Origin of the sequence: Arthrobacter sp. UYCo732 (assembly GCF_040547265.1) — a bacterium.
Taxonomy (GTDB): domain Bacteria; phylum Actinomycetota; class Actinomycetes; order Actinomycetales; family Micrococcaceae; genus Arthrobacter.
Map to the genome: position 1 here is coordinate 37,138 of NZ_JBEPPJ010000009.1, position 25,672 is coordinate 62,809.

Sequence of the window (25,672 nt, forward strand, 5' to 3'; positions counted from 1 at the left end):
TGCTGAAAAATCTCAATCCAATATAGCTGGCCCCCGTCCCCGCCGCTAAACGAGCGGTGCCTTCGTCCGCTGGTCCAGACCTCTCGAAGGTTGGTTTAAGATAGGAACGTGACGAGCGAAGCAGTGATGGCACTCCGTGGCCTCTAATGCCGCGGGAATCCGCGGCGACATTGACCGCACAAGTGGTGTAGCCATCTACATCCAGCTCCGGGAGATCCTGCGGGCCTACATCAGTGCGTCATGTCCGCCAGGTTCCGGTCTACCGTCGGAACGCGATCTTGCCGTCCGGTTCGGCCTTGCGCGCATGACCGTCCGCCAGGCTATTGACGCCCTCGTTGGGGAAGAAGTCATCGAACGTGTGGTGGGCCTGGGCACCTTCGTTCGGAAGCCGAAACTGGACCTCCAGGTCAAACTCACGTCCTACAGCGAGGAGATGCAGCGCCGTGGGATGGTCCCGGCTGCTAAAGTCCTTAGCTTTGAGCAAATCGGGGCCAGCGCATTTTTGGCCCGTGAACTGCAGGTGGAGGAGGGGACACCCCTGGTCCGCTTCAGGAGGCTCTTGCTGGCCGACGGCGAGCCCATGAGCGTTGATGAGAACTTTATCCCCGCCCAGCGCGTACCTGGGCTACTGGATGGCGAGCCTCCCACCTCCCTCTACAACGTGTTGAGCGAGCAGTTCGGCTTGGTGATGGAATGGGGCGAGGACATGATTGAGGCCACGGCAGCTTCACCCTCCACGGCACGCCTTCTGAATGTCGATGTCGGGACGCCCCTGCTGAAGATTCAACGGCACGCATTCGTGGCGCGCGCCATGGTGGACTACTCCGTTTCGTACTACCGGGCGGACCGCTACAAGCTTTGGGTTCCACTACAACGACCCGGAGCACGAACGGCCCGGAACCATTCTTCGGGATACCGCAGCCAATAGCGGCAACGGGAAAGGCCCGGTCCATTTGGACCGGGCCTTTCCCGTTGGAGCTGAACTGCTGTCAGTGGCTGAGACTCTTGCTTTCCTCAGCCGCTTCCACGGCCGGGGGAGCATGATGGCCGTGGGCGGCCTCCAACTCGGCGGGCGTAGCAGGTGCAACGCGGTCCTCGAAGAACCATCTGGACAGGAACGCGCGCCGCTTTTCCTTGGTGGTCACGATACCGTTTTCATTGGGAACGGCCGCCAGCGGAGCAGGCGACTCGAACCCCACCAGTTTGTAGCGCTTGTACTCGTCAAGGGGTGCGTGCACTTCGATGAATTCGCCATGCGGCAGACGTACGATGCGGCCGGTCTCGCGGCCGTGAAGTGCGATCTCCCGATCCTTGCGCTGGAGAGCCAGGGCTACACGCTTGGCGACGACGAACGCGATAATCGGGCCAACAAAGAAGAGGGTCCGGAGCCAGTACGTCACATCGTTCAGGGAGACGTGGAAGTGCGTGGCGATGAGGTCCGAACCGGCGGCAGCCCACATAACGCAGTACCAGACGAAGCCTGCAACGCCGATGGCGGTGCGTGTTGGTGCGTTCCGGGGACGGTCCAGAACATGGTGTTCCCGGGTGTCCTTGGTGATCCAGCTTTCGATCCACGGGTACATAAACATGACAGTGAACAGGATTCCAGCCGGCACGAGGGCTGGCAGGAGAACGTTCAGCGTGAGGGTGTAACCGAAGATGACGTACTCGAAGTGGAAGTCACCGATAACACCGGGCATCAGGCGTAGGGCGCCGTCCACGAATCCGATATACCAGTCGGGCTGGGTACCGGCGGAGACGGGGGAGGGGTCATAGGGGCCGTAGTTCCAGATCGGGTTGATCGTGAAGAAGGCCGCCATCAGGGCGATCACACCGAAGACGATGAAGAAGAATCCGCCTGCCTTCGCCGCATATACCGGGCCCAGTGGGTAGCCGACGACGTTGCCATCGTTGCGGCCAGGGCCGGGGTACTGGGTGTGCTTGTGTACGACCACCATGAAGAGGTGGAGCACGATCATCAGCAGGATCAGCGCGGGCACGAGCAGGATGTGCAGCATGTACAGTCGGCCGATCACTGCGGTGCCAGGGAACTGGCCTCCGAAGAGAAAGAACGAGATGTAGGTACCGACCACGGGTATGGACTTAATGACGCCGTCGATGATTCGCAGGCCGTTGCCGGAAAGCAGGTCATCGGGGAGGGAGTAGCCGGTGAAGCCCGCTGCCATGGCGAGGATCAAGAGGACGCTGCCAACGACCCAGTTCATTTCACGCGGTTTGCGGAAGGCTCCGGTGAAGAAGACACGAAGCATGTGCACGGCGATGGAAGCCACAAACAGCAGGGCCGCCCAGTGGTGCACCTGGCGCATAAAGAGCCCGCCGCGGATGTCAAAGGAGATATTCAGGGAGGAGCTGTACGCCACGGACATTTCGACGTTTTTCAACGGTACGTAGGAACCTGCGTACTGGGTCTCAGCCATGGACGGATCGAAGAAGAACGTCAGGAAGGTGCCTGACAGCAGCAGAATGACGAAGGAGTAGAGCGCCACTTCACCGAACATAAATGACCAGTGGTCGGGGAAGACTTTGCGCCCGAACTCACGGAGGATGCCTGAACCGCCGACCCGGGCGTCAACGAAATCAGTGATGCGTCCGGCCTTAGTCTTGGCTACGAAGGCGGGGGCTTCAGCTGTTGATGCTGCGCTCATGCTCATCACGCTCCCAGTAACTCGGTCCTACAGGTTCTTTGAAGTCGCTGGTTGCGACCAAGTAGCCCTCGTCATCCACCGCGATGGGCAGCTGGGGGAGGGGCCGGCTGGCCGGGCCAAAGATCACCTTGCACTCTTGTGTGAGGTCGAAGGTGGACTGGTGGCACGGGCACAGCAGATGGTGCGTCTGCTGCTCATAGAGGGCAACAGGGCAACCGACATGGGTGCAGATCTTGGAGTAGGCAACAATGCCGTTATAGCTCCAGTCCTCGCGCCCTGCTGAAGGATTCAGGGACGCAGGATCAAGACGCATAAGAAGCACAACAGCCTTGGCTTTTTCGTTGAGCTTGCCCTCGTGCAGTCCGTTGAGGCCTTCAGGTATGACGTGGAAGGCCGAGCCCATCGTGACATCGGAGGCCTTGATGGGGGTGCCGTCAGGGTCCCGGGTGAGGCGCTTGCGCTTGCCCTCCTGGGGAGCCCACATGGTGTGGGAGAGTGCCTTGTCCGGACGGGGACCAAGGTCACCAAAAACCGCGATGGCGGGCAGTGGTGCCAAAGCAACGGCTCCGAGGAGGGTGTTGCGGATGAGCGGGCGGCGCTTGATGCCGGTCTCCTCCACAATGTCATCCACTATTCGCACTGCGGCCTGGCGGTCCTCTTCGGTTCGGATCGCGTGGCGCTCCTCCGAGACTTCGTGGTCCGGCATCAGGGCCTTGGCCCAGTGCACAATGCCGGTGCCGATGCCGAGCATGGCGAAGGCAGTGCCAAGCCCCAGGAGGGCGTTCTGCAGGCGGATCGTGGCAATGCCCGCCCCTTCGCCCAGATCGATGGCGAAGTACGCCACCAGGAAGATCAGGGTGCCAACAACGGAGATGCCGAAGAGTATGGCTACCTGCCGTTCTGCCCGTTTGGCGGCCGTCGGGTCCGTGTCAGCCAGGCGCAAACGATGCGGGGGAAGTCCAGGATCCTGGAATTTCTCCACCTCATTCTGACCAGCCGTAGCTACGGTGCCCGAGTGGTTCGGACTGCCGTCACTATGGTTGCCCATAATTCGCCTCATCCTTCTCTCGTCCCGGCGTCTGCCGGGTTAGTTTTCAATTTAAAACTGCTGACTGGGCAGCAGAAGTTCTTAGGGATCCCGGTGCCCTAGGACGTTCGGGATGTCAGCCAGATCGTGAAGGCGATAATGACACCAAGACCTGCGATCCAGACGAAGAGACCTTCAGAGACCGGTCCAAGTGCGCCCAGGTCAGCGCCGCCGGGCGAGCCGTTGGCTTCGATCTGCTTCAGGAAGGTGATGATGTCGCGCTTGCCTTCGGGCCTTACGTTCGCGTCATTGAACACAGGCATGTTCTGTGGTCCCGTGACCATGGCTTCGTAGATGTGCTTGCCGGAAACATCGGCAAGTGCAGGAGCGAACTTGCCGCGCGTCAGCGCACCGCCAGCGGCAGCTGCGTTGTGGCACATGGCGCAGTTCACGCGGAAAAGCTCGCCGCCTGCTGCAGCATCGCCCTTTTGGTCCAACAGGCCTTCTTCAGGAATTGCCGGGCCTGCTCCCAGGGAAGCAACGTAACCTGAAAGCTGGTGGGTCTGCTCGTCATTGAACTGGGCCGGCTTCTTGTAAGCCTGGGGTCCGTTCATCTGCATCGGCATGCGGCCGGTTCCGACCTGAAAGTCAACCGCGGCTGCGCCTACGCCCACCAATGCTGGTCCAGCCTGGGTGCCGCTGGCGCCCATTCCATGACAGGTTGCGCAGTTCGCCTCGAAGAGCTTCTTGCCTTCGGCGGTGTCAGTTGAGCTGTAACTGGTGGTGGACGCCTTGGCTTCGTTGACAGTGGTGGCAACGGCATAGAGCCCACCAGTGACGAGTAGTCCCATCAGGAGCAGCGCTATAACTGCGAGTGGGTGACGCCGCTTTTGCGAGAGAGCCTTCACGTGGTGGTTCCTTTATTCGATCCTGCGCCGGCTCCGTGAGCCGCTTCTTGAAATTCTGCCTCTTGTAGAAAAGTAATCAAAGCTTGACTACTTCAGTACGTAGATGACCAGGAAGAGGCCGATCCAGACAACATCCACAAAATGCCAGTAGTAGGAGGTGACGATTGCCGACGTTGCTTCAAAGTGGCCAAACTTCTTCGCTGCGAACGAGCGTCCGATGATGAAGAGGAAGGCTACCAGGCCGCCAATAACGTGCAGGCCGTGGAATCCGGTGGTGATGTAGAACGCTGAGCCATAGGCGTTGGAGGAGAGCGAAACGTGCTCTGAAACCAGCAAGGCGTATTCCGTGGCCTGGCCTGCGACGAAGAATGCGCCCATGATGAACGTCAGGGTGAACCATTCATTCATCCCCCAACGGGAGAGCTGCAAGCGTCCGCCCGTCTTTCGGGGCTGCAGCCGTTCGGCGGCGAAGACGCCCATCTGGCAAGTAAAGGAACTGGCCACGAGGACGATGGTGTTAACTAGCGCAAACGGGAAGTTGAGCTTGGCTGTCTCTTCGGCCCACATCTGACCGCTCGTAGAGCGCAGTGTGAAGTACATGGCGAAGAGACCGGCGAAGAACATCAACTCGCTGGACAGCCAAACAACGGTTCCGACAGAAACCATGTTGGGGCGGTTCAGCGTGGGGTGCGCCGGGGTACTGGGGGCATGGGTCGCAGATGTCACATAGACATTATGTCTATAAAAGTCCGTACTTCCCAACGCAAACCGCCTTTTCGGGGGACTTTTTCTACAAAGACGCGAAATCACTGGGAAAAGTTCCCGGGCACCTTCACATTGGTCAGGGCATGGGTGGCTCGATAGCATCAGGAAGTGACTTCTCAGGCAACCGCGCCGGATGACCGCAACACGTGGCCCCGGCTCATCTCAGCGCTCATCAATGGCACCGACCTCACAGCGGACAGCACCGCGTGGGCCATGGACAGAATCATGTCCGGGGAGGCGACGCCCTCCCAGATAGCGGGGTTCCTGGTGGCACTTAGCTCCAAAGGTGAAACCGTGGACGAAATTTCGGGGCTGGTGGAGGCTATGCTGCGCCATGCCACGCCCATCAGCATTCCCGGCGAGAAGCTGGACATTGTGGGGACCGGCGGGGACCAGCTGAACACAGTCAACATCTCCACGATGGCCGCCCTGGTAGCGGCCGGCGCCGGGGCAAAGGTCGTGAAGCACGGCAACCGTGCAGCATCGTCCTCCTCCGGATCAGCTGACGTGCTGGAGGCATTGGGGGTCAGGCTCGACCTCCCGGTGGAGCAGGTTGCCCGGAACGCGGGGGAAGCTGGGATCACCTTCTGCTTCGCCCAGGTATTCCATCCTTCTTTCCGCCACACGGCAGTACCCCGCAAAGAACTTGCGATCCCTACTGCCTTCAATTTCCTGGGACCCCTGACGAATCCGGCGCTTGTCCAGGCCTCAGCCGTCGGAGTGGCCAATGCGCGGATGGCTCCGCTGGTTGCCGGCGTGCTGGCGCAGCGGGGGAGCCGCGGCCTGGTTTTCCGGGGCGGCGACGGGCTGGACGAGCTGACCACCACGGGACCTTCCACTGTTTGGGAGATCCGTGGCGGCACCGTCACCGAACTTATCTTCTCGCCGGCCGAGCTGGGGATCCGTCCCGCAACAGTGGAAGAACTCCGTGGCGGAGACGCCCAGGCCAACGCCGCCGTCGTGCGTGACGTCCTGGCGGGCAGGGCGGGAGCCGCGCGGGACGCAGTGCTGATCAACGCAGCCGCCGGCCTGGTGGCATTCGATGCGACGGCGGAAGGTCCGTTCCTCGACCGCATGCGTTCGGCGTTGGCCCGGGCCGCAGAGTCCATAGATTCCGGTGCCGCCGATGCGGTCCTGGATAAATGGGTATCACTGACCCGGCCGTAATGCATTCATAGGCAAAAGGGGCGGGCCCGGCATTTCAGCCGGGCCCGCCCCTTTTGCCTGGCAGCAGTCCTACTGCTCGAGGCCCAGGGCGAAGGCGGCATCGAGATCGTGCTGGGAGTATGCACGGAAGGCGATGTGTGTGGTGGTGTGGACCACAGCCGGAACCTTTGAGAGTTTGTCGGCGATAACGTCGGCAAGGTCCTCGTGACGTGGCACCCGGGCAACGGCGATCAGGTCCCATTCGCCGGTCACGGAATAGACCTCGCTGATGCCCTGGATCGCGGAAATCTCCTCGGCGGTTTCCGGGATGTGTGCGGCGTCGGTCTTGATCAGAACGAATGCGGTGATCACTTTTCAATCCTTCCGGATCTGTTAGCCGCTGTAATACGGCAGGATTCTGTGGTGATGTCAGCCTATTACATGGCATCTTCGGTGGCAGCCTCATCCAGGCCGCCCGGGCCGGGTAGTGTCAGGACTTTCTAAGCCTGGCCGCCAGTGCCAGGAGAGCCCGGTAGCCAACCAGGAACACGCCCAGGCTCAGGAGCGTCACTATGATGAATGCGAACACCACGGTCTGGCCTGTCAGTGCCCGCAGGATCATGCCGCCCGCAACGGCCCCCAACCAGATCACAACCCCCGTTGGCATGGTCAGCGGTCGCCGCCAGGCCCGGGCTGTAAGCCAGGCGAGGGCGGCACCGGCCAGGAACGGCCATGCGGTCAGGAACACTCCCGTAACGACGTCACCACGTTGGTGCGCGTCTCGGCCGATGGAGGCGAACACAAGGATGAGGACCGCGTCAGTCAACGCCGCAATGATGACGGCCCGGCGGGCGCTGGAGACTGCGGGCTGCTGGCTGGAAGGAATCATGGTTTCGAGCCTAACGCCGCGGCATCGTCAACGTCGCATGAGGAAGGTCAATTATTCGAATTTCACAGGCCAGCTATTTGCCGGGAGAGTCTTCAGGAGCCCGGCGCACCAGCCAGCTGGCCTCCCACCCTACGGCGTATTCCCCGCCATCATATGACTCAACCAGAATGTGAGTGACCGTATAGGCCAGGGCGTTGCCGATGATGGAGCGTACTTTGACAGGGACCGGACTGAGCATGACTACAGGCCTTCCCGGGGCTTCGCGCAGCGCAACCTCGCGTGCCTGGGGGATAAGCGAATTCAGCATATGACGTCCTCAAAAGAGCCAGAACCTGACCTCCCCGCTGTTCGTGGGAAGCTGACGTCCCCGCGTGCCGCAGTGTCAAAAGATTAGGAGACAAAGTCATTGCACACATGCGTAGGACGTACTCGACTTTCTCAGGCTGGCTACCTGCCCGCCAGTAGGAGTCCAATCTGTCCCGGGCAGGGAAATCCGAAGTGGTTTGGCCTCCGGGCTCGCGCGTGCCGAGCGCGGAGTTCACAAGCCATCTGGGGGAGTGGCAAGGGCGGATGACGCGCCGGGTTTGTTAATGGGGTGTCTCGATGGGCGCGTTCTTATCAGGTTCTCGGGCTGTCGGCGTTTGAAACGAGGATTCCTGCCATTGACCAACACCGCGCACGCCCGGGCCAGCGCTACAAGAGTGGCGCCCGTTGAGCTCGCGAGCGGGTTCGGTTGGCGCCATGCGAAAACTCACAGTCCAGCAGTGGGTTACCGTCGACAACATCGCCGCGAGCAGACTCGGCAACTTGTGCCTGGACCGCTGTGTTCCAGTCGAAACAGACCTGGACGGGGTGTGTGCCTTACGCTGCGCAAATCCCCAAAGAACTTATCGATATGGGCCGGCGTCCACTGCCAGATACTCTTTCGCGGACTCCTGGAAACGGGTCACTAGCCGCTCTCGGCCCTCGATGGTGCCGAATTCCGCGGGAGAGGGCCTAAATGATTTATCTGATGAGATACGCTGAGCGCTACTTGACATAATGTAGATTATCGGCGTTTTTCGAAGAGGTGGGAAGTGGGTCTAAATACTTCGGTTCCGCAGTGCGTTCGCCAAGGATGGCGTTTGGCTCGTCGTTGACGTCCTGCGGCCCACCAGGACCGGTTCCGGCAAGGATGGCCATTGTCTTAACTCCGGTGCTCGCCAACAATGAACCAATGACGGTCTACTTGCGTTCACTGGAAACTGCTGTTCCGCCGACTGTGCTGATCCAGGCCGAGGCCCGGGATGTTTTCGCAGCCCAGCCAGGGCTGACCAGGCTGGGTTCCAGGCTGGTGAATACCTGTTTCGACTCAGCGGCCATCGATACGCGCCACACGGCGGTCGAAGAAATGACCATGGCATTCCGCGCAGACGATCCACAGTTCTTTGATCCGGACACAGGCCTCCTGCTGAACCCCACCACGAAGGCGCGGAACGAGATCTTCGCCGAGCAGGCCACCAAGCTCTTCATTGAGTCCGCGCAGGCTGCCGTGGACGCCTGCCCGGATCTGACTTTACTTGACATAACGCACGTTATTACCGTCTCCTGCACCGGGTTCTTCAACCCGGGTCCTGACTATAAGCTGGTCCGTGCGCTGGGGCTTGACCCTGCCGTGCAGCGGTACCACCTCGGATTCATGGGCTGCTACGCAGCCTTCCCGGCACTGCGGGCCGCTAAGTCGTTCTGCGAGGCAGATCCGCAGGCCGTTGTGCTGGTGGTCTGTGCCGAGCTCTGTTCCCTGCACGTGCGGACGTCCAACGATCCGGACACCATCATGGGTTCGGCGCTGTTTGCCGACGGCGCCGCCGCCGCTGTCGTCACTGCCCGGAACGCTCCGGATGTACCCGCCCTGCTCCAGCTGGACCACTTCGAAACCGTGCTTACTCCCGTGGGCGAAGAGTCCATGGCCTGGAACATCGGTGATCACGGCTTCGAGATGGTCCTCGGCAACTACGTGCCGCACATCATCGATGGCCACATCATCGGCGCCCTCGAACCACTCCTGTCCCGGGACCCCTCGCTCCGCGGACTCCCCTACCGAGACATCCGCCACTGGGCCATTCATCCGGGCGGCCGAAGCATCCTGGACAAGGTCCAAACGCGGCTCGAACTCACGGACCGGCAGCTGGTACCCGCCCGGGAAACGCTGCGAAAGTTCGGCAACATGAGCAGCGCCACCGTGCTGTTTGTCCTCAAACACATCCTGGAGCAGCCGCTAACGGACGGCGTCGAACGCATCTGCTCCATGGCCTTCGGCCCCGGACTCACTGTGGAAACCGGCCTCTTCACCAAGCTCCGCCAAGCGGGCGGGCCGGCGCCAGACCTTGAACCCGCAAGCGTGCGGTCCGGGGAACCGCTTCAGGGCCGGGCGGCGGCCCCCTCCCGGACCTGAGCCCATGTTGCTGATGCGGCAGCGGGAGTCCGAAGCGGTGGAACTGATGGACGCGCTGGACTGCGATCCGCAGAAACTCGAACAGACTTACCGGCAGTTCGGATTGGTCAACTGGCTCTTTTCCGGCTGGCGGAAACTCTATGTCGAGGAACTGCGACCCCTGCTCTCACCAGGGACCATAACCACTGTCCTGGACATCGGCAGCGGCGGAGGCGACCTCGCGCGACTGCTCGCGCAGTGGTCCCAGAAGGACAAGCTGATCCTCGAAATCACCGGCACCGACCCTGACGCCAGGGCCTACGGCTTTGCAGCCCGCCGTCCGCACCACCCTAGTGTGAGCTTCCTGCAGGCGGACAGCAGCGGCCTGGTCCGCGACGGCCGCCGGTTCGACGTCGTGATCTCCAACCACGTCATCCATCACCTGCCGCCGGCGGACCTCACACGGCTGCTCACAGACTCCCAGACACTGGCACGTCAGCTTTGCCTGCACAATGACCTGCGCCGAAGCATGGCCGCCTACGGCCTGTTCTGGCTCGCAGCACTGCCGTTCCGTGGTTCATTCATCCGTGCCGACGGACTGGTCTCCATCCGGCGCAGCTACACACCTGCCGAACTCACCGCAGCCACTCCCCCGGGCTGGTGCGTGCAGCGCCATGCGCCGTTCCACCAGGTCCTCGTGCACCGCCCCGTCCAGTCCGATGTTTGACGTGGTGATCGTGGGCGGCGGACCGGTGGGCCTCTACCTCGCGGCGTTGCTCCTTCAGGAGGGCGTGTCGGTCCGGGTCCTCGAACAGCGCCACCAGCGGGAAAACCATTCCCGGGCGATTGGAATTCATCCACCGGCCCTCAACGCACTGGACAGCGTAGGCGTGGCCGCGGCCATGGTGGGTGCCGGCGTGCAGATCCGCAGCGGCACTGCAGTCAGCCACGGCAGGACTGTTGGCTCCATGTCCTTCGCCACCGTTTCAGACTCCTTTCCGTTCGTCCTGTCCCTCCCCCAGTTCATGACGGAATCAGTATTGGAGCGGCGTGTGCACGATCTGGACGCTTCCGCTCTGCGCCGGGGAACCCGGGTTATGGAAGTAACGGACGACGGCGGCCTGGTCACCGTCGCCCTTGCAGCCCCGGAGGAGGACGGCTCCGGCAGCCAAATCACCGCGCGTCTCCTCGTCGCCGCGGACGGGGCACGGTCACTGATGCGAAGCCTGCTGGATATCCCGGTGCTCTCGAAGTCCTACCCTGACCACTACGTGATGGGTGATTTCGCAGCGGATTGTGACCACAGCGAGGAGGCGGTGCTGTACCTCGAGACCGGTGGAATAGTGGAATCCTTTCCCCTTCCGGGCAAAGTGCGGCGCTGGGTGGTCAGGATGGGGAGCCCGGCGCATGGCTTGGACGCCGGGGAGCTGTCGCGGCTCGTATATCAGCGCACGGGTGTCCGGCCTGATCCGGCCACCAACACCATGCTGAGTGCGTTCACCCCACGGTCAACCACGGCGTGCAGGCTGGTAGCTGGCCGGGCCGTGCTCATCGGCGACGCTGCCCATGAGATCAGCCCCATTGGCGGCCAAGGCATGAACCTCGGATGGCTCGATGCAGCGGAGCTTGCGCCGATCATTTGTGCATCCCTATCGGGCAGCCAGGTCGGCTGGCGCCTCCAGGACTACGCTGTCCGCCGCAGCCGGGCCGCAGTTCTGGCGCGCCGGCAAGCCGAGGTCAACATGTCGTTGGGGCGGCCCCTGGCTCCGGCGTTCCTGGGCCTGCGGAATCTGGCCATGGGCGCGGTGGCGGGACTTCCGGCCGCGAACAGGCTGGTGGCCCGGCGGTTCACCATGCAGTGACTGCCCCGGCAACACGCCGTCAGCCCCCGGGTCCGGGGCTCCGGAAGTAGCAGTCATAGCTGTCCTGGCTGACAATCAGGCCGTCCCGGACCTCGAAGACTGATGAGGTCCGGGCCCGGATGGTCTCGCCGGCATTCCAGTACTTCAGATCCATCAGAATTGTTGCCGACCAGTCGGCCTCGAGGACAACGCGGCCACTTTCGCAGGTTGTGCGCCGGATGTCGAACTTCTGGTCCGCCACCACTTCGCCGCTCTGGTCGGCACCCGCAAGCACCTGATCCAAAGTCCGGGTGGACCCTTCCGGAGCGAGCAGATGCGGCGCCTCGACGAGGCGAAAATCGGCTGAAAGGAAGCGCCGGATGGCCTCGCCGCCGCCTCCGGCCTCGAGCGTCCTGACAAATTCCAGGACGCGTTCGAGCGCTGCGGGTTCCGCCGAAATCAGTTCTGCCATGGCATCGACAGTAGCCGAACCGGCCGACGCCGCCGTTCTCCCGCGGCTAGGCTTTCCCCATGACCGCTGTATCGACGCCGACGTTGTCCACCCCAGCGCACATCCGGGAGCGGGTCCAGGAGATCCTCGCCGCTGGTACTTTGCCCCCCATCGTGCAGGCCGGGCACCCCGTGCTCCGCCAGCACGCCGCCGCCTTCGACGGGCAGATCAGCGCCGCCGAACTCGAACAGCTGATAACCCTCATGCGCCGGGTCATGCACGAAGCACCGGGCGTTGGACTGGCCGCGCCACAGATCGGGATCCCGCTCCAGCTGGCGGTCCTCGAGGACAAGTTCGACGTCGATCCGGGGGCGGCTGCCGTCCGGCACCGCAGCCCTCTGGACTTCCTGGCCGTCCTCAACCCGCACCACACACCCCTCGGCGGAGAGACTGCGGCGTTCTTTGAGGGTTGCCTCTCGCTCAGCGGCCTGCAGGCTGTGGTGGTGCGCCACGAACGTGTGTTGCTTCGGTTCGAAACGCCTGATGGACTGGCCGCGGAGCAGGAATTTGGGGGCTGGCAGGCCCGGATTGTGCAGCACGAAACCGATCACCTGCACGGCACCCTGTACGTTGACAGAGCCGAGCTGAGGTCTTTGAGCTCCAACGCTGAATACGCTGCCAACTGGGCGGAACCGGGAATCGCCAAAGCTCGGGCCTCACTCGGTTTCCTCCCTGAGAATCCCTGACCCGTCAGAGGGTCACCCGGGCGGCGGAACCTCCGTGGGGTTCGCTTTTGTGGGAAGGAACCGGGCACACCAGCTCAGGATGTGCTCAAACCGCTGCCGGCGGTGCAACGGCCGTCCTGACCGGGAGAGTTCGTGGTCCTCACCGGGGAATATCAGTAAGCCGGCCTCCACCCCCTGTCTTTTCAACGCGGTGTAGTAGCGCTGGCCTTGTTCCATCGGGCAGCGGAGATCGTTTTCGCTGTGGATGACCAGGGTTGGTGTCTGTACCTTGGACGCGTGTCCGAGCGGGTTCTGGGCGGCAAAGGCCTCCGCGGACAGGCCCAGGTACTCCCCGCCGAAATACCAGCCAATATCCGCTGAGCCTTCGAAACTGACCGGGTCCAAGAATCCCCGCTCCACGATGGCCGCCTCGAACCGGTGGTGGTGCGCGATGGTCCACGCGGTGAGAAAGCCGCCGTACGAGCCGCCCATGATGCCCAGGCGCCCGGCATCGAGCACTGGAAATTTCGCCAGGGCGCCGTCGAGGAACGCCAGGACATCCTGCATGTCATCTGTGCCAAGCCGGCCCTTGATGGCCAGCCCGTGGTCCCGGCCATAGCCAGCGGAGCCGCGCGGATTGCACATCAGCACGGCATACCCGGCCTCTGCATAGACCTGGGCCTCGTCGAACAGTGCCACCGTGAACTGGGTATACGGACCTCCATGGATGTTCAACAGGACAGGGTGCGGTCCCTTGCCTGCCGGCCGGACCAGCCAACCATGGACGGGATAGCCGTCGGCCGCGTCAAAGGTGAGTTCCTGCGGCACAACGATCTCCGTCATGGTCCGCAGGTTGGCCGAAAAGTCTGTCAGAATCCGCAACTGTCCGTCGTAGAGCGCTGCGAGGTCCCCGTGGGTAGAGGGGTCGGCAAATGACACGAACAGGGAACCGCCCGCCCAGGCGGCGCCGGTTACGTCTCTGTCCCCATGCACCAGAAGCGTATGGCCACCCGTTGCGCCCAGCTCGAGGAGTTCCACCGTCCCTTGTGCATTGTTCAGTACCAGGGCACGGTCCGGACCGCGAAGTTCAATCCGGCTGCCGGGGGCGGCGACGTCCATCATCTCCGGGTCCGTTAGCGGAAGCGGCCTGCCGCCCCCTGCGGGCATGCAGTAGAGCACGGCGTTGCGTGCAACGAAGTCAGTGCCCGAGACGCCGAGTTCCCGCGCAATATACAACAGCCATCGGCCGTCCCTGGATTCGCGGACATCCAGCACTGACTGCTTCGTGGATGCACCCACGTCAACTGCTACAGGGTCCCCTCCTGTGACGGGCACTCTGTAAATGCTGGAGGCCAGCCCGTCGTCGTCCGGCAGTGCGGAAAAATAGACGCCGGACCCGTCGGCGCTGAAGGTCCCGCTGCCAACATCCGTGGCGAGCGACGTGAGCTGCCGGCCATCCGGCAGCGGCGCCGCAGGCTCGCCACCGAGCTCAGGGACCTCCACCAGGAACAGCTGCCGGGGCTTGTCGCGGGTGTAGCCCACGCCATTGAGCCTGTACTGGTATGTGGAAATCAGGCGTGGCTCTTCCGCTTCCGCCGCGACGCCTTCGACGGTGCCGTAGCGGCCGGCCTCCGGCTCGCGGGAGCTGTAAACGATCCGGTGTGAGTCAGGGGACCACGAGAAAGTTTCGACGCCGAGAAGCCTGTCGGTGATGACCTGCGGTTCGCCGCCGTCGGCCTCCACCACGCACAGCTGCGCCTTCGACTCCGGCCCGTCCGTCCGGAGGAAGGCCAGTACCAGTCCGTCGGGTGAGAAGGCGGGGGCGGTGTCCCGGAAGCCCCTCGTGATCCGCCGCGGCAGCTTCTCCTGGTCCAACGGTACGTTCCACAGCTGGCCCACATAGGCATCAGCGTTGAAATCGGGTTTGGTCACCGACACCGCAGCGCGGCTACCGTCCGGATGGACTGCCGGTGGCGAAACGGAATTAAGCAGCGGGAGGTGTTCTGGCTTCACCCACGTGAGCCTAACCTGCGGCTATTCCCCCGACGAACAGCAACGCCTCGCTCATGCGCAGAGAGCCTGGCGTGGGTGCCGCCCTAAGATGGTGCGTATGCCATCATCCGCGCCCCCTCCGCTGCGCTGCCCCCTGTGCGGTGACCACCTGAAGGTAGCCAACATCACCGGCGAAGCTGCCCACCGCTCCCTAATCTGCGGAGCAGCGCACAGCTTCGATGCGGCCAGGCAGGGCTATTTCAATCTCCTGGTCGGTAAGGGAACTGTTTTTGAAGCTGACTCTGCGGACATGGTGGCGGCCCGTTTCAATTTTCTCGCTGCCGGTCACTACCGTCCCTTGGCGGACGCCGTATCAGCCGCTGTAGTTGCCAGGGTTCTCCCCGGATCGCCGTTCACTGTCCTCGATTCGGGAACCGGTACGGGCCATTACCTCCGGATAGTGCTCGACGACGTCAGGCGGGTCACCGGCGAGTACACCGCCGTCGCACTCGACATCTCCAAATTCGCCTTGAGGCGGTCTGCCCGGCTCAACCCGGAAGCCGTCAACCTCGCCTGCGATGTGTGGCAGCAACTCCCCGTGGCGGACGCCGCCGTCGACGTCGTCACGGTGATCTTTGCGCCCCGCAACGCCGCAGAATTCGCCCGGGTCCTGCGCCCCGACGGCCGGCTGGTGGTGGTGACGCCCCGCGCGGGACACCTGGGCTCGCTGGCCACCCGGACGGGGATGCTGGCCATTGAAGACGAGAAGGACGCCAGGCTGGCCGAGTCCCTGGGCGGCCATTTCGTGCCGGAGTCCTCTCGGGATGTAGACATCCACATGCGGCTCACACCTGGGGAAATGGCTGACCTGGCCTTTATGGGTCCGGCTGGCCATCACCTGGACAGGGCAGCAATTGCCGCCAGGCTGGACAGACGGGATCCGGACAAACCGGATCCTACCTCCGCGGTAGATGCCCTGTTCAGGATCACGGTCTTTCGCCCGGTGGGGCCCGCAGCGTAACGACTTGGCCACGTTCAACTGCCCTCTTCCCGGCGCCCTGCCGTCCAGCTTCTAGGCGGACTAGGATGAATAGACAGCTGCCGAAGGGTCAAGGGGGACGGAATGTTTGAATGGCTCGGCGAAAACTGGTGGGCCCTTTGGCTCACAGCTTTCCTCGCGTTCGCGGTGATCGAGATGATCACCCTTGACCTGTTTTTCATCATGCTGGGAGGCGGGACGCTCGCGGCCATTGTGGCGGACTTTGCCGGCGCTGACCTGTGGCTGCAGACCGTTGTTTTCTGCGTGGTGTCCCTGCTCATGATCGCCTTTGTCCGCCCGGTGGCCCTCAGCCATCTGAAAAAGGGACCCGCCGAACAGCGCACCAACGTGGACCGGCTGATCGGCGAGCAGGCACTCGTCATGGAAGCAGTCAGCTCCACGGGCGGCCTGGTGAAGATCGGCGGCGACGTGTGGAGTGCCCGGTCCGCCGGCGCTGTACTGCCCGCGGGCCAGAAGGCAGTGGTCTCCGCCATCGACGGCGCCACGGCCGTTGTGTCCGCACCGCCGGAGCAAGCAGACCCGTCGTAGCTGCAACGACACCAACCGTTTTGGATACAGCCGAATAATTGGGGATAGGGAGAAGTATGGATAACGCAGGAGGAGTCGCCTTGGCCATTGTGCTGGTGGTGCTGATCGTGTTCGTGATAATTGTTCTGGTCCGCTCGGTGCGGATTATTCCGCAGGCGAGGGCTGGCGTGGTGGAGCGGCTTGGCAAATACCAGCGCACGCTTAACCCCGGACTCACCATCCTGATCCCGTTTGTGGACCGGCTCCTGCCGCTCCTTGACCTCAGGGAACAAGTGGTGTCCTTTCCGCCCCAGCCGGTCATCACCGAAGACAACCTGGTGGTCTCGATCGACACCGTCGTCTACTTCCAGGTCACCGATCCACGTGCGGCCACGTACGAAATCGCCAACTACATCCAGGCTGTGGAGCAGCTCACCACCACCACCCTGCGTAACGTCGTTGGTGGCTTGAACCTCGAAGAGGCCCTTACTTCCCGCGACCAGATCAACGGTCAGCTGCGCGGAGTCCTGGATGAGGCCACCGGCCGCTGGGGCATCCGCGTCTCGCGCGTCGAGCTGAAAGCGATTGACCCGCCCCACTCGATCCAGGACTCGATGGAGAAGCAGATGCGGGCCGAGCGCGACCGCCGCGCTGCGATCCTCACCGCGGAGGGGACCAAGCAGTCAGCCATCCTGACGGCCGAAGGCCAGCGGCAGGCGTCGATCCTCGCGGCAGAGGGTGACGCCAAGGCAGCCATCCTCCGTGCGGACGGTGAGGCGCAGGCCATCCAAAAGGTCTTCGACGCGATCCACAAGGGAAATCCTGATCAGAAGTTGCTGGCGTACCAGTACCTGCAGACGCTTCCCAAGCTGGCCGAAGGATCTTCCAACAAGCTGTGGATCATTCCCAGCGAAGTCGGGGAAGCACTCAAGGGCATCGGCAACGCACTCGGCGGCACCAATCCTGATCCGCGGGCCGGCGGCAGGCTCTTTGATGAGGAACCCGCCAAGCAGCCCTGAGCCTGACCCAGCCAGTTTCAAGGAGGCCGTGCCCGCCATGCCAGGCGGCACGGCCTCCTGCCGTAAGGTACGTCGCTGGTCCACCGCCGGCGTTTGGCGGCAGGGATCCGTATCGGTATAATTGAGTGTTTGTCCGGTCGGACCAGATCCGCTGGAACAAGAATGCTTCGCAATGCGTTGAATTTAATGATGCAGCACAGTGCACACAGTAGTTCGGTGCGGTTATGTCGCGCCGGCTGGCGTGGGGCCTTGCTCCGCGAACCGACCAGAGGGAGAAAACATGAGCGATCGCAGCCTGCGGGGTATGCGCCTTGGCGCGCAGAGCATGGAGACCGAGTCCGGCGTCGAGCCGGCTCCGCGTCAGCGTGTCGAATACCGGTGCGCGGACGGCGAACAGGTCTTCGTCACGTTCTCTTCAGAGGCTGAAATTCCTCCTGTGTGGGTCTCCAAGACCGGCAAGGAAGCGCTCCTGGTCGATGGCGAACGTCCAGACACCAGCAACGAAAAAGCTGTCCGTACCCACTGGGACATGCTCCTGGAGCGCCGTTCCCTCCCCGAGCTGGAACAGATTCTTGAGGACCGGCTGACCATCCTGCGCGAACGCCGCGGTGAACGGCGCAGCGCCTGACCCTTGGGGCCTCAGCCTCACTGCCAGCGGCGTACTGAACTGACCGCGGCGCAGTGAACGAATTGCAAAGGACCGGCCCGGTAACGTCATCCACGTTGCCGGGCCGGTCCTTTGTTAATTCCGCTAAGTTACGTGTGTAAGTCCCGTAGCTATGCTGATCCGCTGTGAGCGGCCAGCTGCTAGCCCTGTGCCGCTGCTTTTTTGCCCATGAGCTTGTTCCAGCGCGCCTGCAGGCCCCACCTGGTGACGTTGATCATGGCCTCAACCACAATGTTGCCGCTCATCTTGGAGGCGCCCAGCTCACGCTCAACGAACGTGATGGGGCGCTCCTCGATCCTGAGGCCCATCTTGGCAACACGCCACGCCAGGTCCACCTGGAAGCCATAGCCCACTGAATCGACTTGATCGAGATTGAGCTTTTCCAGGGTTGACCTCCGGAAGGCGCGGTAGCCGCCGGTGACATCCTTGATCTTCAGCCCCAGCATCAGCCGCGCGTACGTGCTGCCAACGCGTGAAATCGCCTGCCGGTACAGCGGCCAGTTGACCACGCTGCCACCCGGAACCCAGCGGGAACCCATGGCCAGGTCGGCACCCTGTTCAACTGCTTCCAACAGTTGGGGCAGCTGTTCGGGCTGGTGGGAGCCGTCGGCGTCCATTTCCACCAAGACGTCGTAACCGGCCTCCAGGCCCCACTTGAACCCAGCAATGTAAGCAGCTCCGAGGCCCTCCTTGCCCTTGCGGTGAAGGACATGGACCTGTGCATCAGCGGAAGCAATCTTGTCCGCCAGGTGTCCGGTGCCGTCGGGGCTGTTGTCGTCCACCACCAGAACGTCCGAGGCCGGTACGGCTGCCCGCAGGCGCTGGAGGGTCTTGGGCAGCGATTCCAGCTCGTTATAGGTCGGAATAATGGTGAGGACGCGCACAAGGGGCCTTTCCTGGACGGGAGCAGTCGGAGCGGCTGATAATCAGCAGAGTTGCTGGCTGGCAGGCGCAACTACCCATTATAGGGCGCTGGCCTGCGCTTCGGATCAGGAACGCAGGGCCGGACTGGAAAATAGCTCGTGGCCGTCCCGGACGGTCTGCAGGCAAACCGGGTCTGTGCCGGTGTCCAGCGCCGGGAGCAGGGGCGTGCGGGCACGCGGATCCGTACTCCAGGACTGCACCCTTCCGTCCGCCACCTGGACCATCAGTTCCTCAACGTCCCAGACGGCGAAACTGGCCGGTGCGCCGGGAACCAGTTGTCCGGCCATCGGGTTGTGATACTTGGCCGCACGCCAGCCAGCCCTGGTGTGGCCCAGGAACGCCGCACGCGCCGAGATCCGCTCGTCGTGGTTGTGGTGTTCCAGGCAGGCCCGCACACTCGACCAGGGCCGCAGCGGCGTCACCGGGCTGTCGCTGCCGAAGCAGATGGGAACGCCGGCTGAATAGAATGAGGCAAATGCGTTCATGGACCGGCTTCGGCCGCCCAGGCGCTGCTGGTACATCCCGCCGTCGTTCCCCCAGACGGCGTCGAAGCGGGGCTGGGCGCTGACTGTGACGGAGTACCGGGCCAGTCGCTGGACGGCGCTGGCATCTGTCACTTCCACATGCTCAAAACGGTGACCGGCAGCTCGGATCCGCTGCTCCCCTACCTCCGCAGCAGCGATTTCCAGCGCCGCCAGCGCGGCGTCCAGCCCGGCGTCGCCAATAACGTGGAAGCCACCCTGGACGCCCAGCAGTGAACAGGCGGCAAGGTGGGCACCTGCCTCCGCTGCCGTGAGATACAGGCTGCCCCGCTCTCCGGCCGCGTCGCTGTAGCCGGACCTCAGCGCCGCGGTGCGGGAGCCGAGGGAACCGTCAATGTTCAGGTCGCCGGCGAGGCCGCGCACTGGAACGCCGAGGCCGTCCAGCAGGTGCCGGGCATGCTCCTCCGAAGTGGCCAGTTCGCCCCAGTACGGCATCACTTCCGGCACGGCAGCCTCTCCGGGTGCGGTGTTCCAGGCAGCGGCAAGCCGAAGATCATGCACTCCCCCAATATGTGGGGCGGCCATCTCTGCCAGCGCCACGTAGCCGTTCTCGGCTGCTTCGGTGAGGGCCCGCTGCTGGAACCCGCGGAGGCTGGCGTCCGGGAGGCGCCGCGCCTCATGGTGGGCTGCCGTGTGCGCGGCACGCGATACCTGCGCCCCGGCGGCATAGCCGTCGAGGCCGGCAAGCCCGGCGTCGGTGGCAAGCGAGGAGGATACCAGGGCCGAATGCGCATCCACCCTGGAGAGAAACACGTGCCGGCCGCCGGCGGCACGCTCGAGTTCATCAGTTGCCGGCAGCGTGGGGTCGTCCCACGTGGACTCATCCCAGCCGTGACCGAGCACCGGGCCGCTACCTTGGGAAGCCGACACGGCATCAAGTAGTTGCCGGGCGGAACGGACCCCGCCAAGCTGCAGGGAATCCAGGGCAATGCCGGTTTCTGTCAGGTGGACATGGGAGTCGACAAAGCCCGGCGCCACGAGCGCGCCCCGGAGGTCGATGATCTCCATGGACGAGTCCGCAATGGATGACGCTGCCTGTTCGGAGCCCACCCAGGCAACGGTGTCGCCGTCCACCACCATGGCGGTGGCCAACGGATCCGCGGCCGAGTACACCGAGCCGTTACGGTACAGGACCACCTTGCGCTCGGGCGGGGCAGGCACGGTGTAACGATCAATGGTCATCGGGGTAAAGCTCCTGGGTAGGGGTGGACAGCACCGGCTGCCGGTACATCAAAGGACTGTTGTATCTATGGTCGTACATCAAGGACGGCTTCATCACAGCACAGACGAGTACGCCACTACACCGCGGCGGATCAGCGAGATGGCCTCCGAACATAGCCGTGCGAGACGTGGATCAAGGCCGGGAATCTTGGCCAGTTGGTCCAGGAGGTCAATAACCTGCTTGACCCAGCGGACAAAGTCGCCCGCCGCCAGGTCAGTGCCGTTCAGCACGTCCTGGAGGTGCCGTCCCTTTGCCCACTTGTACATGGGCCAGACAAGTCCCAGTTCGGGTTCCCCGGTCAGCGGCAGCTTGTTCTGCTCTTCGACGTCCTCCAGCGCGGACCACTCACGGACCACCAGATCCACGGACGTTTCCAGTGCGATGCTCGGCATTCGGGGGCGGAGCCCCCTGTCTTCGCGCTTGGCCTGATAGACGAGGACACTCGCCAGGGCTGCAACCTCGACGGCGTCAAGATCGCCGAACGCACCCAACCGGAGGGACTGTGAAATCAGCAGGTCCTTCTCGCCATAGATCCGGCGGAGGCGCTGGCCGTCGGGACTGATGGACAGGCGGCCATCGGCGCCGGCCTCCAGGTAGCCGTAGGCCGACAGGACGTCGCAGACACGGTCGAACGTCTTCGCAATCGTATTGGTCCGGCCTTGGATCTGGCGGACCAGTGCGTCCGTATCGCGGCGCAGCTTCCACCAGCGTTCTGACCAGCGTGCGTGGTCTTCACGCTCGCTGCACCCGTGGCAGGGGTGTGCCCGGAGTGCCCGGCGAAGCTCCGTGATCCGCTTCTCCTGGTTGGGCAGCACACTTCCCAGGCCGAAGTCAGTGGTGCGGCCTGGCGCGGGTGGACGGTTTTCCCGCAGGGCGTTCCGGGCCGACGAGGCGAGGTCGCGCCGTGACTTGGGGATTTTGGCGTTGAACGTCTTCGGAATCCGGATCCGCGTCACGGGTGCGATGGGACCTTCGAGGTCCTCGGCGCCGATCCGTCTAAGCTGGTTGTCAAGGGTGAGGACCGCAGGCCGTGGCTCCCGGCCGCTGTGGTCCGAACTGAGCACAACGGCCAGCCCGGGAGCCCGCCCTCCCGGAACGTCCACCACGTCACCGGGCATGAGCCGTGCAAGGGAGTCCTCGTTGAGGGACTTCCGGGCCCGCGATTTGGTCCGCGAGGTGACATTTTCGGCGTCGGACAGTTCACGGCGTAACCGCGCATACTCGGTGAAGTCGCCGAGATGGCAGGTCATGGATTTCGCGTAGCCTGCAAGGGACTCTTCCCGGCTGCGCACCTGCTTGGCGAGACCCACCACGGACCGGTCCGCCTGGAACTGTGCAAACGAGGATTCGAGGATTTCCCGCGCGCGGGCGCGGCCAAACTGTGCCAGCAGGTTGATGCTCATGTTGTATGTGGGCTGGAAGCTTGAATTCAGCGGATAAGTCCGGCGCGAGGCGAGGCCAGCCACCGCCGCAGGATCCGTCCCCGGCTGCCAGAGGACCACCGCATGGCCTTCGACGTCGATGCCCCGGCGGCCGGCGCGTCCGGTCAGTTGGGTGTACTCCCCTGCTGTGATGTCCACATGGGCTTCGCCATTGAACTTGTCCAGTTTTTCCAAAACCACGGACCGGGCGGGCATGTTGACGCCAAGGGCAAGGGTCTCGGTGGCGAAGACAGCCTTAACCAGTCCCTCGACGAAGAGTTTCTCCACCACTTCCTTGAACGTGGGCAGCATGCCGGCGTGGTGGGCGGCGAAACCCCGCAGCAGGCCCTCCCGCCACGTCCAGAAGCCCAGGATGTCCAGATCCTCAGGCGGGATGTCCTGCCCCGCTTCGTCGACGCGCTGGACAATGATGCGCTGCTCCTTCTCCGTGGTCAGCCAGAGCCCCGACGAGACGCACTGGGCCACGGCGGCGTCGCAGCCAGCACGGGAAAAGATAAAGGTGATGGCCGGCAGCAGGTCCTGGCGGTCCAGGCTGGCAACCACCTGGGGACGGCTGGCCTTCCGGACGGCACCGGGCAGTGGTCCCTGTGACGTGCGGACCTCTGCACGTTGCCGGTGCTGGCGGCGCTGGCTCCGACCGCCATGGCCGAACCGTCCACGGAAGCTCTCCTGGCCTTCGCTGCGGGCCATGGCAAGCAGGTCCGGGTTGACCTCGAACCGCCGCCCTGCGGAGTCATCGCGGGCGGCGGCATCCCGTTCTGGATCCGGCTCTTCCCGGACCGGCAGGGGTGCTCCGGTCTGGGCGTCCGCGGGCGGCGCAATTTCGTCAAAAGTAGTTTCGCCGGCGAACAGGTCCACAATTTCCCGGCCCACCATAACGTGCTGCCACAAGGGAACAGGCCGGTGCTCGGAAACGATGATGTCGGTGTCACCGCGAACGGTGTCCAGCCACGCACCGAACTCTTCTGCGTTCGAAACCGTGGCACTGAGCGAAACAACCTGGACTTCGCTTGGAAGGTGGATGATCACTTCCTCCCACACGGCGCCGCGGAAGCGGTCTGCGAGGTAGTGGACTTCGTCCATGACCACAAACCCGAGGTCGTCCAGTGTGGCGGATTCGGCGTAGAGCATGTTGCGGAGGACTTCGGTGGTCATGACCACGACCGGGGCGTCCCCATTGATGCTGGTGTCGCCCGTCAGGAGCCCAACGTTTTCCGCCCCGTATTTTTCGGCGAGTTCGGTGAACTTCTGGTTGCTTAGCGCCTTGATGGGCGTGGTGTAGAAAGCCTTAAGATGCCGCTCCAACGCAAGGTAAATGGCAAACTCCCCCACAATGGTCTTCCCAGCGCCGGTAGGGGCGGCCACCAGCACTCCCCTGCCTTCCTGAAGGGAACGGCAGGCGAGGCGCTGGAATTCGTCGAGTTCAAAATCGAGGGTGCGGACAAACCCGCCCAGGTAGGTGCGCCCCTCGGCTGTGCGTTCCGCGCTGGCCCGGTAACTTTCAGAGGGCGAGAGCGGCCCGGAGATAGAGGACATGCTTCAAGCCTAGTGCGCTGCGCGCTACAGGTTCTTCAGTTCACTGCCGGGAGTAGCGATGTCGGCTGTTGCGTCCGTCTCGGCAACTTGTTTCGCCACCCGTTTGTCCTTGCGCTTGTCGTTGAAGATACACAGTCCAATGGCGGCGAAAAACAGGATCAGCAGGGGTGCAGCCAGCAGGAACATGGACAGCGCGTCGGTCCCTGGTGCGGCCAGGGCGGCGAGGACGAATACCAGGAAGACGATGATCCGCCAGGCTTTGAAGATGGTCCGGCCCCGCACAATCCCGGCCAGGTTGATACCCACCAGGATCACGGGCACCAGGAAGGAAATACCCAGGGTCAGCAGCATCTGCGTTGCGAACGTGAGGTAGTCGGTAGCCGAGATGTTGTTGGCGCCGGTCTGGGGGGTGAACTGGAGCAGTGCCCTGACTACCGTAGGGAAAACCAGCCAGGCCACAAAAACGCCGGCCAGGAACAGGGGTACGGCGGCAGTCATAAAGCCGAGCGTGTAGCCCCGTTCCTTCCGGGTCAGCCCGGGGGTAATAAAAGCCCAAACCTGGTAGATCCACACCGGGCTGGAAATCACCAGCCCGATCTGGATGGCAATCTGGATCTTGAAAGCAAACGGATCCGCGATGGTCGCAAAGTTCAGGACAGCCGTCCGGCCGGTTTCATGGGCAATGGATATCAGCGGGGCCGAGAGGCTTCCGACGACGGGGTCGTAAAGGAACCAGCCTGCCACGGCGGCAAGCAGCACAGCAATTGCCGATTTGATCAGCCGGTTCTTGAGCTCCTTGAGATGGTCCCAAAGAGCCATCCGCCCCTCCGGGTTGGATTTACGGCCCCGCGTCAGTGCCACTGTAGGTTATGCGCGGTTAGACGGCGGAACGTCAGTGCCGTCCGTCGGCTCGCCGGGCTTGGGGTGCGGGTGATTGACGATCTTGCCTTCCACCGGCCCCGAGGCGTCGTCGGTGGATTCAGTCTTGCCGTCGTTCTTCATCTCCTTGACCTCGGATTTGATGATCCGCATGGACTGGCCCAGGCTGCGGGCCATGGCAGGGAGCTTGGGCGCAGCAAAAAGAAGCAGCGCAACGACGATGATTATGACAATTGGCCAGGGGCCATCAAAGAGTCTTCCCACGGGAATTCCTTTCCTCTTACAACATCCTACGTCTAACTGAGATCCAGATCGCGAAGCGACTGGGGCTGGCCCCGATGGTGCTTGCGCTGTACCCGCCTCTGGCGGCGGTCCTCCCGGCGGGATGACTTGGATGCGTCGTAATCATGTCGCATCTGTGCAGGCGAGGCAAAAATGGCGCCGCCCGGTTGGACCGGCGCGGCACTTTGTGGCTCGCCGGCCACGACCGGTGCCAGGTGACCGAATTTCGAACCGGCGTCGCCAAGATCCTTCAGTACCGCCCTGATCTGGCGGTACAAACGGATGCCCAGGAGGACATAAAGGAGCAGGGACAACGCAACGAGCGCTATCCAGATCAGGATCCATGACCACCAAGGCATGCTGACGAGTCTAGACGATATGAGGGAGTGGGGGGGGCTGGCCGTGGGCGGCCCTTGGTCCTCTTGGAGTCCATTCTCGCCCCGGCGGATCCGGACCGCGACTGGGCGCAGGTGGGCACAAGGCAGCGCGTGGAGTGAACTCGCGTCGCGACTATGAGTAACCGGAAACGGCCACGCTCGACCCGAGAGAAGCAATCCGCACCAGCCGAACCCCTCGTCCTGCGGTAACCAAACCCGTGCATATTAGTCTGACAAAACCACGTCGCCAACGACACGCTGACCACCCCCACCAGACGCCCCGGACCAAACAAGATGCGAACCACGGACCAACCTGCCCACGGCACTTATCAGAAAAGCGGCCCCCGGCTTTCAAGCCCGCGACCGCTTCCCACTCTCCTCTTGACAGAATC

General features: G+C 63.2%; 25 protein-coding genes. 10 read left to right on the top strand and 15 right to left on the bottom strand.

Translation table 11 applies throughout. The features are described from left to right. Positions 1 to 136: 136 nt before the first annotated feature. Positions 137 to 928 carry a GntR family transcriptional regulator gene (locus ABIB45_RS13020; RefSeq protein WP_354216279.1) on the top strand — a complete coding sequence of 264 codons (792 nt, stop codon included), beginning with the start codon at positions 137 to 139 and terminating at the stop codon, positions 926 to 928. 61 nt (positions 929 to 989) lie between these two features. On the opposite strand, the gene qcrB is transcribed toward ABIB45_RS13020, so the two are convergent. The 4 genes from qcrB to ctaE all read right to left on the bottom strand — a co-directional run bounded on the left by qcrB (position 990) and on the right by ctaE (position 5,327). After that, positions 990 to 2,666, bottom strand: coding sequence for a cytochrome bc1 complex cytochrome b subunit (gene qcrB, locus ABIB45_RS13025; RefSeq protein WP_354216280.1), 1,677 nt, complete (start codon positions 2,664 to 2,666; stop codon positions 990 to 992). Continuing rightward, the gene (gene qcrA, locus ABIB45_RS13030; protein ID WP_354216281.1) at positions 2,644 to 3,714 is read right to left on the bottom strand and encodes a cytochrome bc1 complex Rieske iron-sulfur subunit; all 1,071 of its coding nucleotides are present in this window, start codon (positions 3,712 to 3,714) and stop codon (positions 2,644 to 2,646) included. The genes qcrB and qcrA overlap by 23 nt, the downstream gene beginning before the upstream one ends. A gap of 98 nt (positions 3,715 to 3,812) precedes the next feature. Further along, positions 3,813 to 4,601 (bottom strand): cytochrome bc1 complex diheme cytochrome c subunit, encoded by a 789-nt coding sequence (gene qcrC, locus ABIB45_RS13035; protein WP_354216282.1) that lies wholly within the window; start codon positions 4,599 to 4,601, stop codon positions 3,813 to 3,815. An 87-nt stretch (positions 4,602 to 4,688) separates the two neighbouring features. Continuing rightward, entirely contained in the window at positions 4,689 to 5,327 is a 639-nt protein-coding gene (gene ctaE, locus ABIB45_RS13040; RefSeq protein ID WP_354216283.1) for an aa3-type cytochrome oxidase subunit III, read from the bottom strand. A gap of 147 nt (positions 5,328 to 5,474) precedes the next feature. On the opposite strand from ctaE, the gene trpD reads away from it, so the two are divergent. Beyond that, positions 5,475 to 6,533, top strand: coding sequence for an anthranilate phosphoribosyltransferase (trpD, locus tag ABIB45_RS13045; protein WP_354216284.1), 1,059 nt, complete (start codon positions 5,475 to 5,477; stop codon positions 6,531 to 6,533). A gap of 69 nt (positions 6,534 to 6,602) precedes the next feature. Here trpD and ABIB45_RS13050 read toward each other — a convergent pair whose 3' ends face one another. The 3 genes from ABIB45_RS13050 to ABIB45_RS13060 all read right to left on the bottom strand — a co-directional run bounded on the left by ABIB45_RS13050 (position 6,603) and on the right by ABIB45_RS13060 (position 7,708). Continuing rightward, positions 6,603 to 6,884, bottom strand: a complete 282-nt coding sequence (locus tag ABIB45_RS13050) for an Lrp/AsnC family transcriptional regulator (protein WP_354216285.1) — start codon at positions 6,882 to 6,884, stop codon at positions 6,603 to 6,605. 118 nt (positions 6,885 to 7,002) lie between these two features. Continuing rightward, a complete protein-coding gene (locus ABIB45_RS13055) occupies positions 7,003 to 7,401 on the bottom strand; it encodes a DUF3054 domain-containing protein (protein WP_354216286.1) in 399 nt (132 codons plus the stop codon). Between the two features lie 73 nt (positions 7,402 to 7,474). Continuing rightward, the gene (locus ABIB45_RS13060) at positions 7,475 to 7,708 is read right to left on the bottom strand and encodes a hypothetical protein (RefSeq protein WP_354216287.1); all 234 of its coding nucleotides are present in this window, start codon (positions 7,706 to 7,708) and stop codon (positions 7,475 to 7,477) included. Between the two features lie 909 nt (positions 7,709 to 8,617). Between ABIB45_RS13060 and ABIB45_RS13065 the strand changes: the two genes are divergently transcribed. Genes ABIB45_RS13065 through ABIB45_RS13075 form a run of 3 tightly spaced genes read left to right on the top strand, consistent with a single transcriptional unit; the run spans position 8,618 to position 11,676 of the window. Further along, positions 8,618 to 9,835 (top strand): type III polyketide synthase, encoded by a 1,218-nt coding sequence (locus tag ABIB45_RS13065; protein ID WP_354216288.1) that lies wholly within the window; start codon positions 8,618 to 8,620, stop codon positions 9,833 to 9,835. A gap of 4 nt (positions 9,836 to 9,839) precedes the next feature. Next, positions 9,840 to 10,541 (top strand): class I SAM-dependent methyltransferase, encoded by a 702-nt coding sequence (locus ABIB45_RS13070; RefSeq protein ID WP_354216289.1) that lies wholly within the window; start codon positions 9,840 to 9,842, stop codon positions 10,539 to 10,541. Further along, entirely contained in the window at positions 10,489 to 11,676 is a 1,188-nt protein-coding gene (locus tag ABIB45_RS13075) for an FAD-dependent oxidoreductase (RefSeq protein WP_354216290.1), read from the top strand. Before ABIB45_RS13070 ends, ABIB45_RS13075 begins: the two co-directional genes overlap by 53 nt. Positions 11,677 to 11,695: 19 nt before the next feature. Here the strand turns inward: ABIB45_RS13075 and ABIB45_RS13080 are convergent, their stop codons facing one another. Continuing rightward, a complete protein-coding gene (locus tag ABIB45_RS13080) occupies positions 11,696 to 12,127 on the bottom strand; it encodes a nuclear transport factor 2 family protein (RefSeq protein WP_354216292.1) in 432 nt (143 codons plus the stop codon). A gap of 59 nt (positions 12,128 to 12,186) precedes the next feature. Between ABIB45_RS13080 and ABIB45_RS13085 the strand changes: the two genes are divergently transcribed. Next, positions 12,187 to 12,852 carry a peptide deformylase gene (locus ABIB45_RS13085; protein WP_354216293.1) on the top strand — a complete coding sequence of 222 codons (666 nt, stop codon included), beginning with the start codon at positions 12,187 to 12,189 and terminating at the stop codon, positions 12,850 to 12,852. 12 nt (positions 12,853 to 12,864) lie between these two features. Here the strand turns inward: ABIB45_RS13085 and ABIB45_RS13090 are convergent, their stop codons facing one another. Next, on the bottom strand, positions 12,865 to 14,844 hold the full coding sequence (locus tag ABIB45_RS13090) for a S9 family peptidase (RefSeq protein ID WP_354216294.1): 1,980 nt from the start codon (positions 14,842 to 14,844) through the stop codon (positions 12,865 to 12,867). Positions 14,845 to 14,941: 97 nt separating this feature from the next. Between ABIB45_RS13090 and ABIB45_RS13095 the strand changes: the two genes are divergently transcribed. From ABIB45_RS13095 to ABIB45_RS13110, 4 genes are all read left to right on the top strand, one after another. Then, on the top strand, positions 14,942 to 15,844 hold the full coding sequence (locus ABIB45_RS13095; protein WP_354216295.1) for a putative RNA methyltransferase: 903 nt from the start codon (positions 14,942 to 14,944) through the stop codon (positions 15,842 to 15,844). 102 nt (positions 15,845 to 15,946) lie between these two features. Then, positions 15,947 to 16,411, top strand: a complete 465-nt coding sequence (locus ABIB45_RS13100) for an NfeD family protein (protein ID WP_354216296.1) — start codon at positions 15,947 to 15,949, stop codon at positions 16,409 to 16,411. Positions 16,412 to 16,467: 56 nt separating this feature from the next. Then, entirely contained in the window at positions 16,468 to 17,409 is a 942-nt protein-coding gene (locus ABIB45_RS13105; protein ID WP_354216297.1) for an SPFH domain-containing protein, read from the top strand. A 280-nt stretch (positions 17,410 to 17,689) separates the two neighbouring features. After that, complete coding sequence (locus ABIB45_RS13110; protein ID WP_354216298.1) at positions 17,690 to 18,037, top strand: RNA polymerase-binding protein RbpA; 348 nt, start codon at positions 17,690 to 17,692, stop codon at positions 18,035 to 18,037. Between the two features lie 179 nt (positions 18,038 to 18,216). Here the strand turns inward: ABIB45_RS13110 and ABIB45_RS13115 are convergent, their stop codons facing one another. The 6 genes from ABIB45_RS13115 to ABIB45_RS13140 form a co-directional block, all read right to left on the bottom strand. Further along, on the bottom strand, positions 18,217 to 18,960 hold the full coding sequence (locus ABIB45_RS13115; RefSeq protein ID WP_354216299.1) for a polyprenol monophosphomannose synthase: 744 nt from the start codon (positions 18,958 to 18,960) through the stop codon (positions 18,217 to 18,219). A gap of 105 nt (positions 18,961 to 19,065) precedes the next feature. Next, positions 19,066 to 20,724 (bottom strand): amidohydrolase, encoded by a 1,659-nt coding sequence (locus tag ABIB45_RS13120; RefSeq protein WP_354216300.1) that lies wholly within the window; start codon positions 20,722 to 20,724, stop codon positions 19,066 to 19,068. Positions 20,725 to 20,817: 93 nt separating this feature from the next. After that, the gene (locus tag ABIB45_RS13125; protein ID WP_354216301.1) at positions 20,818 to 23,742 is read right to left on the bottom strand and encodes a DEAD/DEAH box helicase; all 2,925 of its coding nucleotides are present in this window, start codon (positions 23,740 to 23,742) and stop codon (positions 20,818 to 20,820) included. A gap of 24 nt (positions 23,743 to 23,766) precedes the next feature. Continuing rightward, positions 23,767 to 24,561: a twin-arginine translocase subunit TatC gene (gene tatC, locus ABIB45_RS13130; RefSeq protein ID WP_354216302.1), complete on the bottom strand. Its 795-nt coding sequence runs from the start codon at positions 24,559 to 24,561 to the stop codon at positions 23,767 to 23,769. Between the two features lie 48 nt (positions 24,562 to 24,609). Continuing rightward, on the bottom strand, positions 24,610 to 24,885 hold the full coding sequence (gene tatA, locus ABIB45_RS13135) for a Sec-independent protein translocase subunit TatA (protein WP_354216303.1): 276 nt from the start codon (positions 24,883 to 24,885) through the stop codon (positions 24,610 to 24,612). Positions 24,886 to 24,917: 32 nt separating this feature from the next. Then, positions 24,918 to 25,262: a hypothetical protein gene (locus ABIB45_RS13140; RefSeq protein ID WP_354216304.1), complete on the bottom strand. Its 345-nt coding sequence runs from the start codon at positions 25,260 to 25,262 to the stop codon at positions 24,918 to 24,920. Positions 25,263 to 25,672 lie beyond the last annotated feature (410 nt).

Bases quoted from the DNA above. Each gene is read 5' to 3' on its own strand.
- qcrB (WP_354216280.1), bottom strand. From the start codon at position 2,666: ATGAGCGCAGCATCAACAGCTGAAGCCCCCGCCTTCGTAGCCAAGACT.
- qcrA (WP_354216281.1), bottom strand. From the start codon at position 3,714: ATGGGCAACCATAGTGACGGCAGTCCGAACCACTCGGGCACCGTAGCT.
- ABIB45_RS13055 (WP_354216286.1), bottom strand. From the start codon at position 7,401: ATGATTCCTTCCAGCCAGCAGCCCGCAGTCTCCAGCGCCCGCCGGGCC.
- ABIB45_RS13060 (WP_354216287.1), bottom strand. From the start codon at position 7,708: ATGCTGAATTCGCTTATCCCCCAGGCACGCGAGGTTGCGCTGCGCGAA.
- ABIB45_RS13065 (WP_354216288.1), top strand. From the start codon at position 8,618: ATGACGGTCTACTTGCGTTCACTGGAAACTGCTGTTCCGCCGACTGTG.
- ABIB45_RS13070 (WP_354216289.1), top strand. From the start codon at position 9,840: ATGTTGCTGATGCGGCAGCGGGAGTCCGAAGCGGTGGAACTGATGGAC.
- ABIB45_RS13075 (WP_354216290.1), top strand. From the start codon at position 10,489: ATGCGCCGTTCCACCAGGTCCTCGTGCACCGCCCCGTCCAGTCCGATG.
- ABIB45_RS13080 (WP_354216292.1), bottom strand. From the start codon at position 12,127: ATGGCAGAACTGATTTCGGCGGAACCCGCAGCGCTCGAACGCGTCCTG.
- ABIB45_RS13085 (WP_354216293.1), top strand. From the start codon at position 12,187: ATGACCGCTGTATCGACGCCGACGTTGTCCACCCCAGCGCACATCCGG.
- ABIB45_RS13095 (WP_354216295.1), top strand. From the start codon at position 14,942: ATGCCATCATCCGCGCCCCCTCCGCTGCGCTGCCCCCTGTGCGGTGAC.
- ABIB45_RS13100 (WP_354216296.1), top strand. From the start codon at position 15,947: ATGTTTGAATGGCTCGGCGAAAACTGGTGGGCCCTTTGGCTCACAGCT.
- ABIB45_RS13105 (WP_354216297.1), top strand. From the start codon at position 16,468: ATGGATAACGCAGGAGGAGTCGCCTTGGCCATTGTGCTGGTGGTGCTG.
- ABIB45_RS13110 (WP_354216298.1), top strand. From the start codon at position 17,690: ATGAGCGATCGCAGCCTGCGGGGTATGCGCCTTGGCGCGCAGAGCATG.
- ABIB45_RS13120 (WP_354216300.1), bottom strand. From the start codon at position 20,724: ATGACCATTGATCGTTACACCGTGCCTGCCCCGCCCGAGCGCAAGGTG.
- ABIB45_RS13125 (WP_354216301.1), bottom strand. From the start codon at position 23,742: ATGTCCTCTATCTCCGGGCCGCTCTCGCCCTCTGAAAGTTACCGGGCC.
- tatC (WP_354216302.1), bottom strand. From the start codon at position 24,561: ATGGCTCTTTGGGACCATCTCAAGGAGCTCAAGAACCGGCTGATCAAA.
- ABIB45_RS13140 (WP_354216304.1), bottom strand. From the start codon at position 25,262: ATGCCTTGGTGGTCATGGATCCTGATCTGGATAGCGCTCGTTGCGTTG.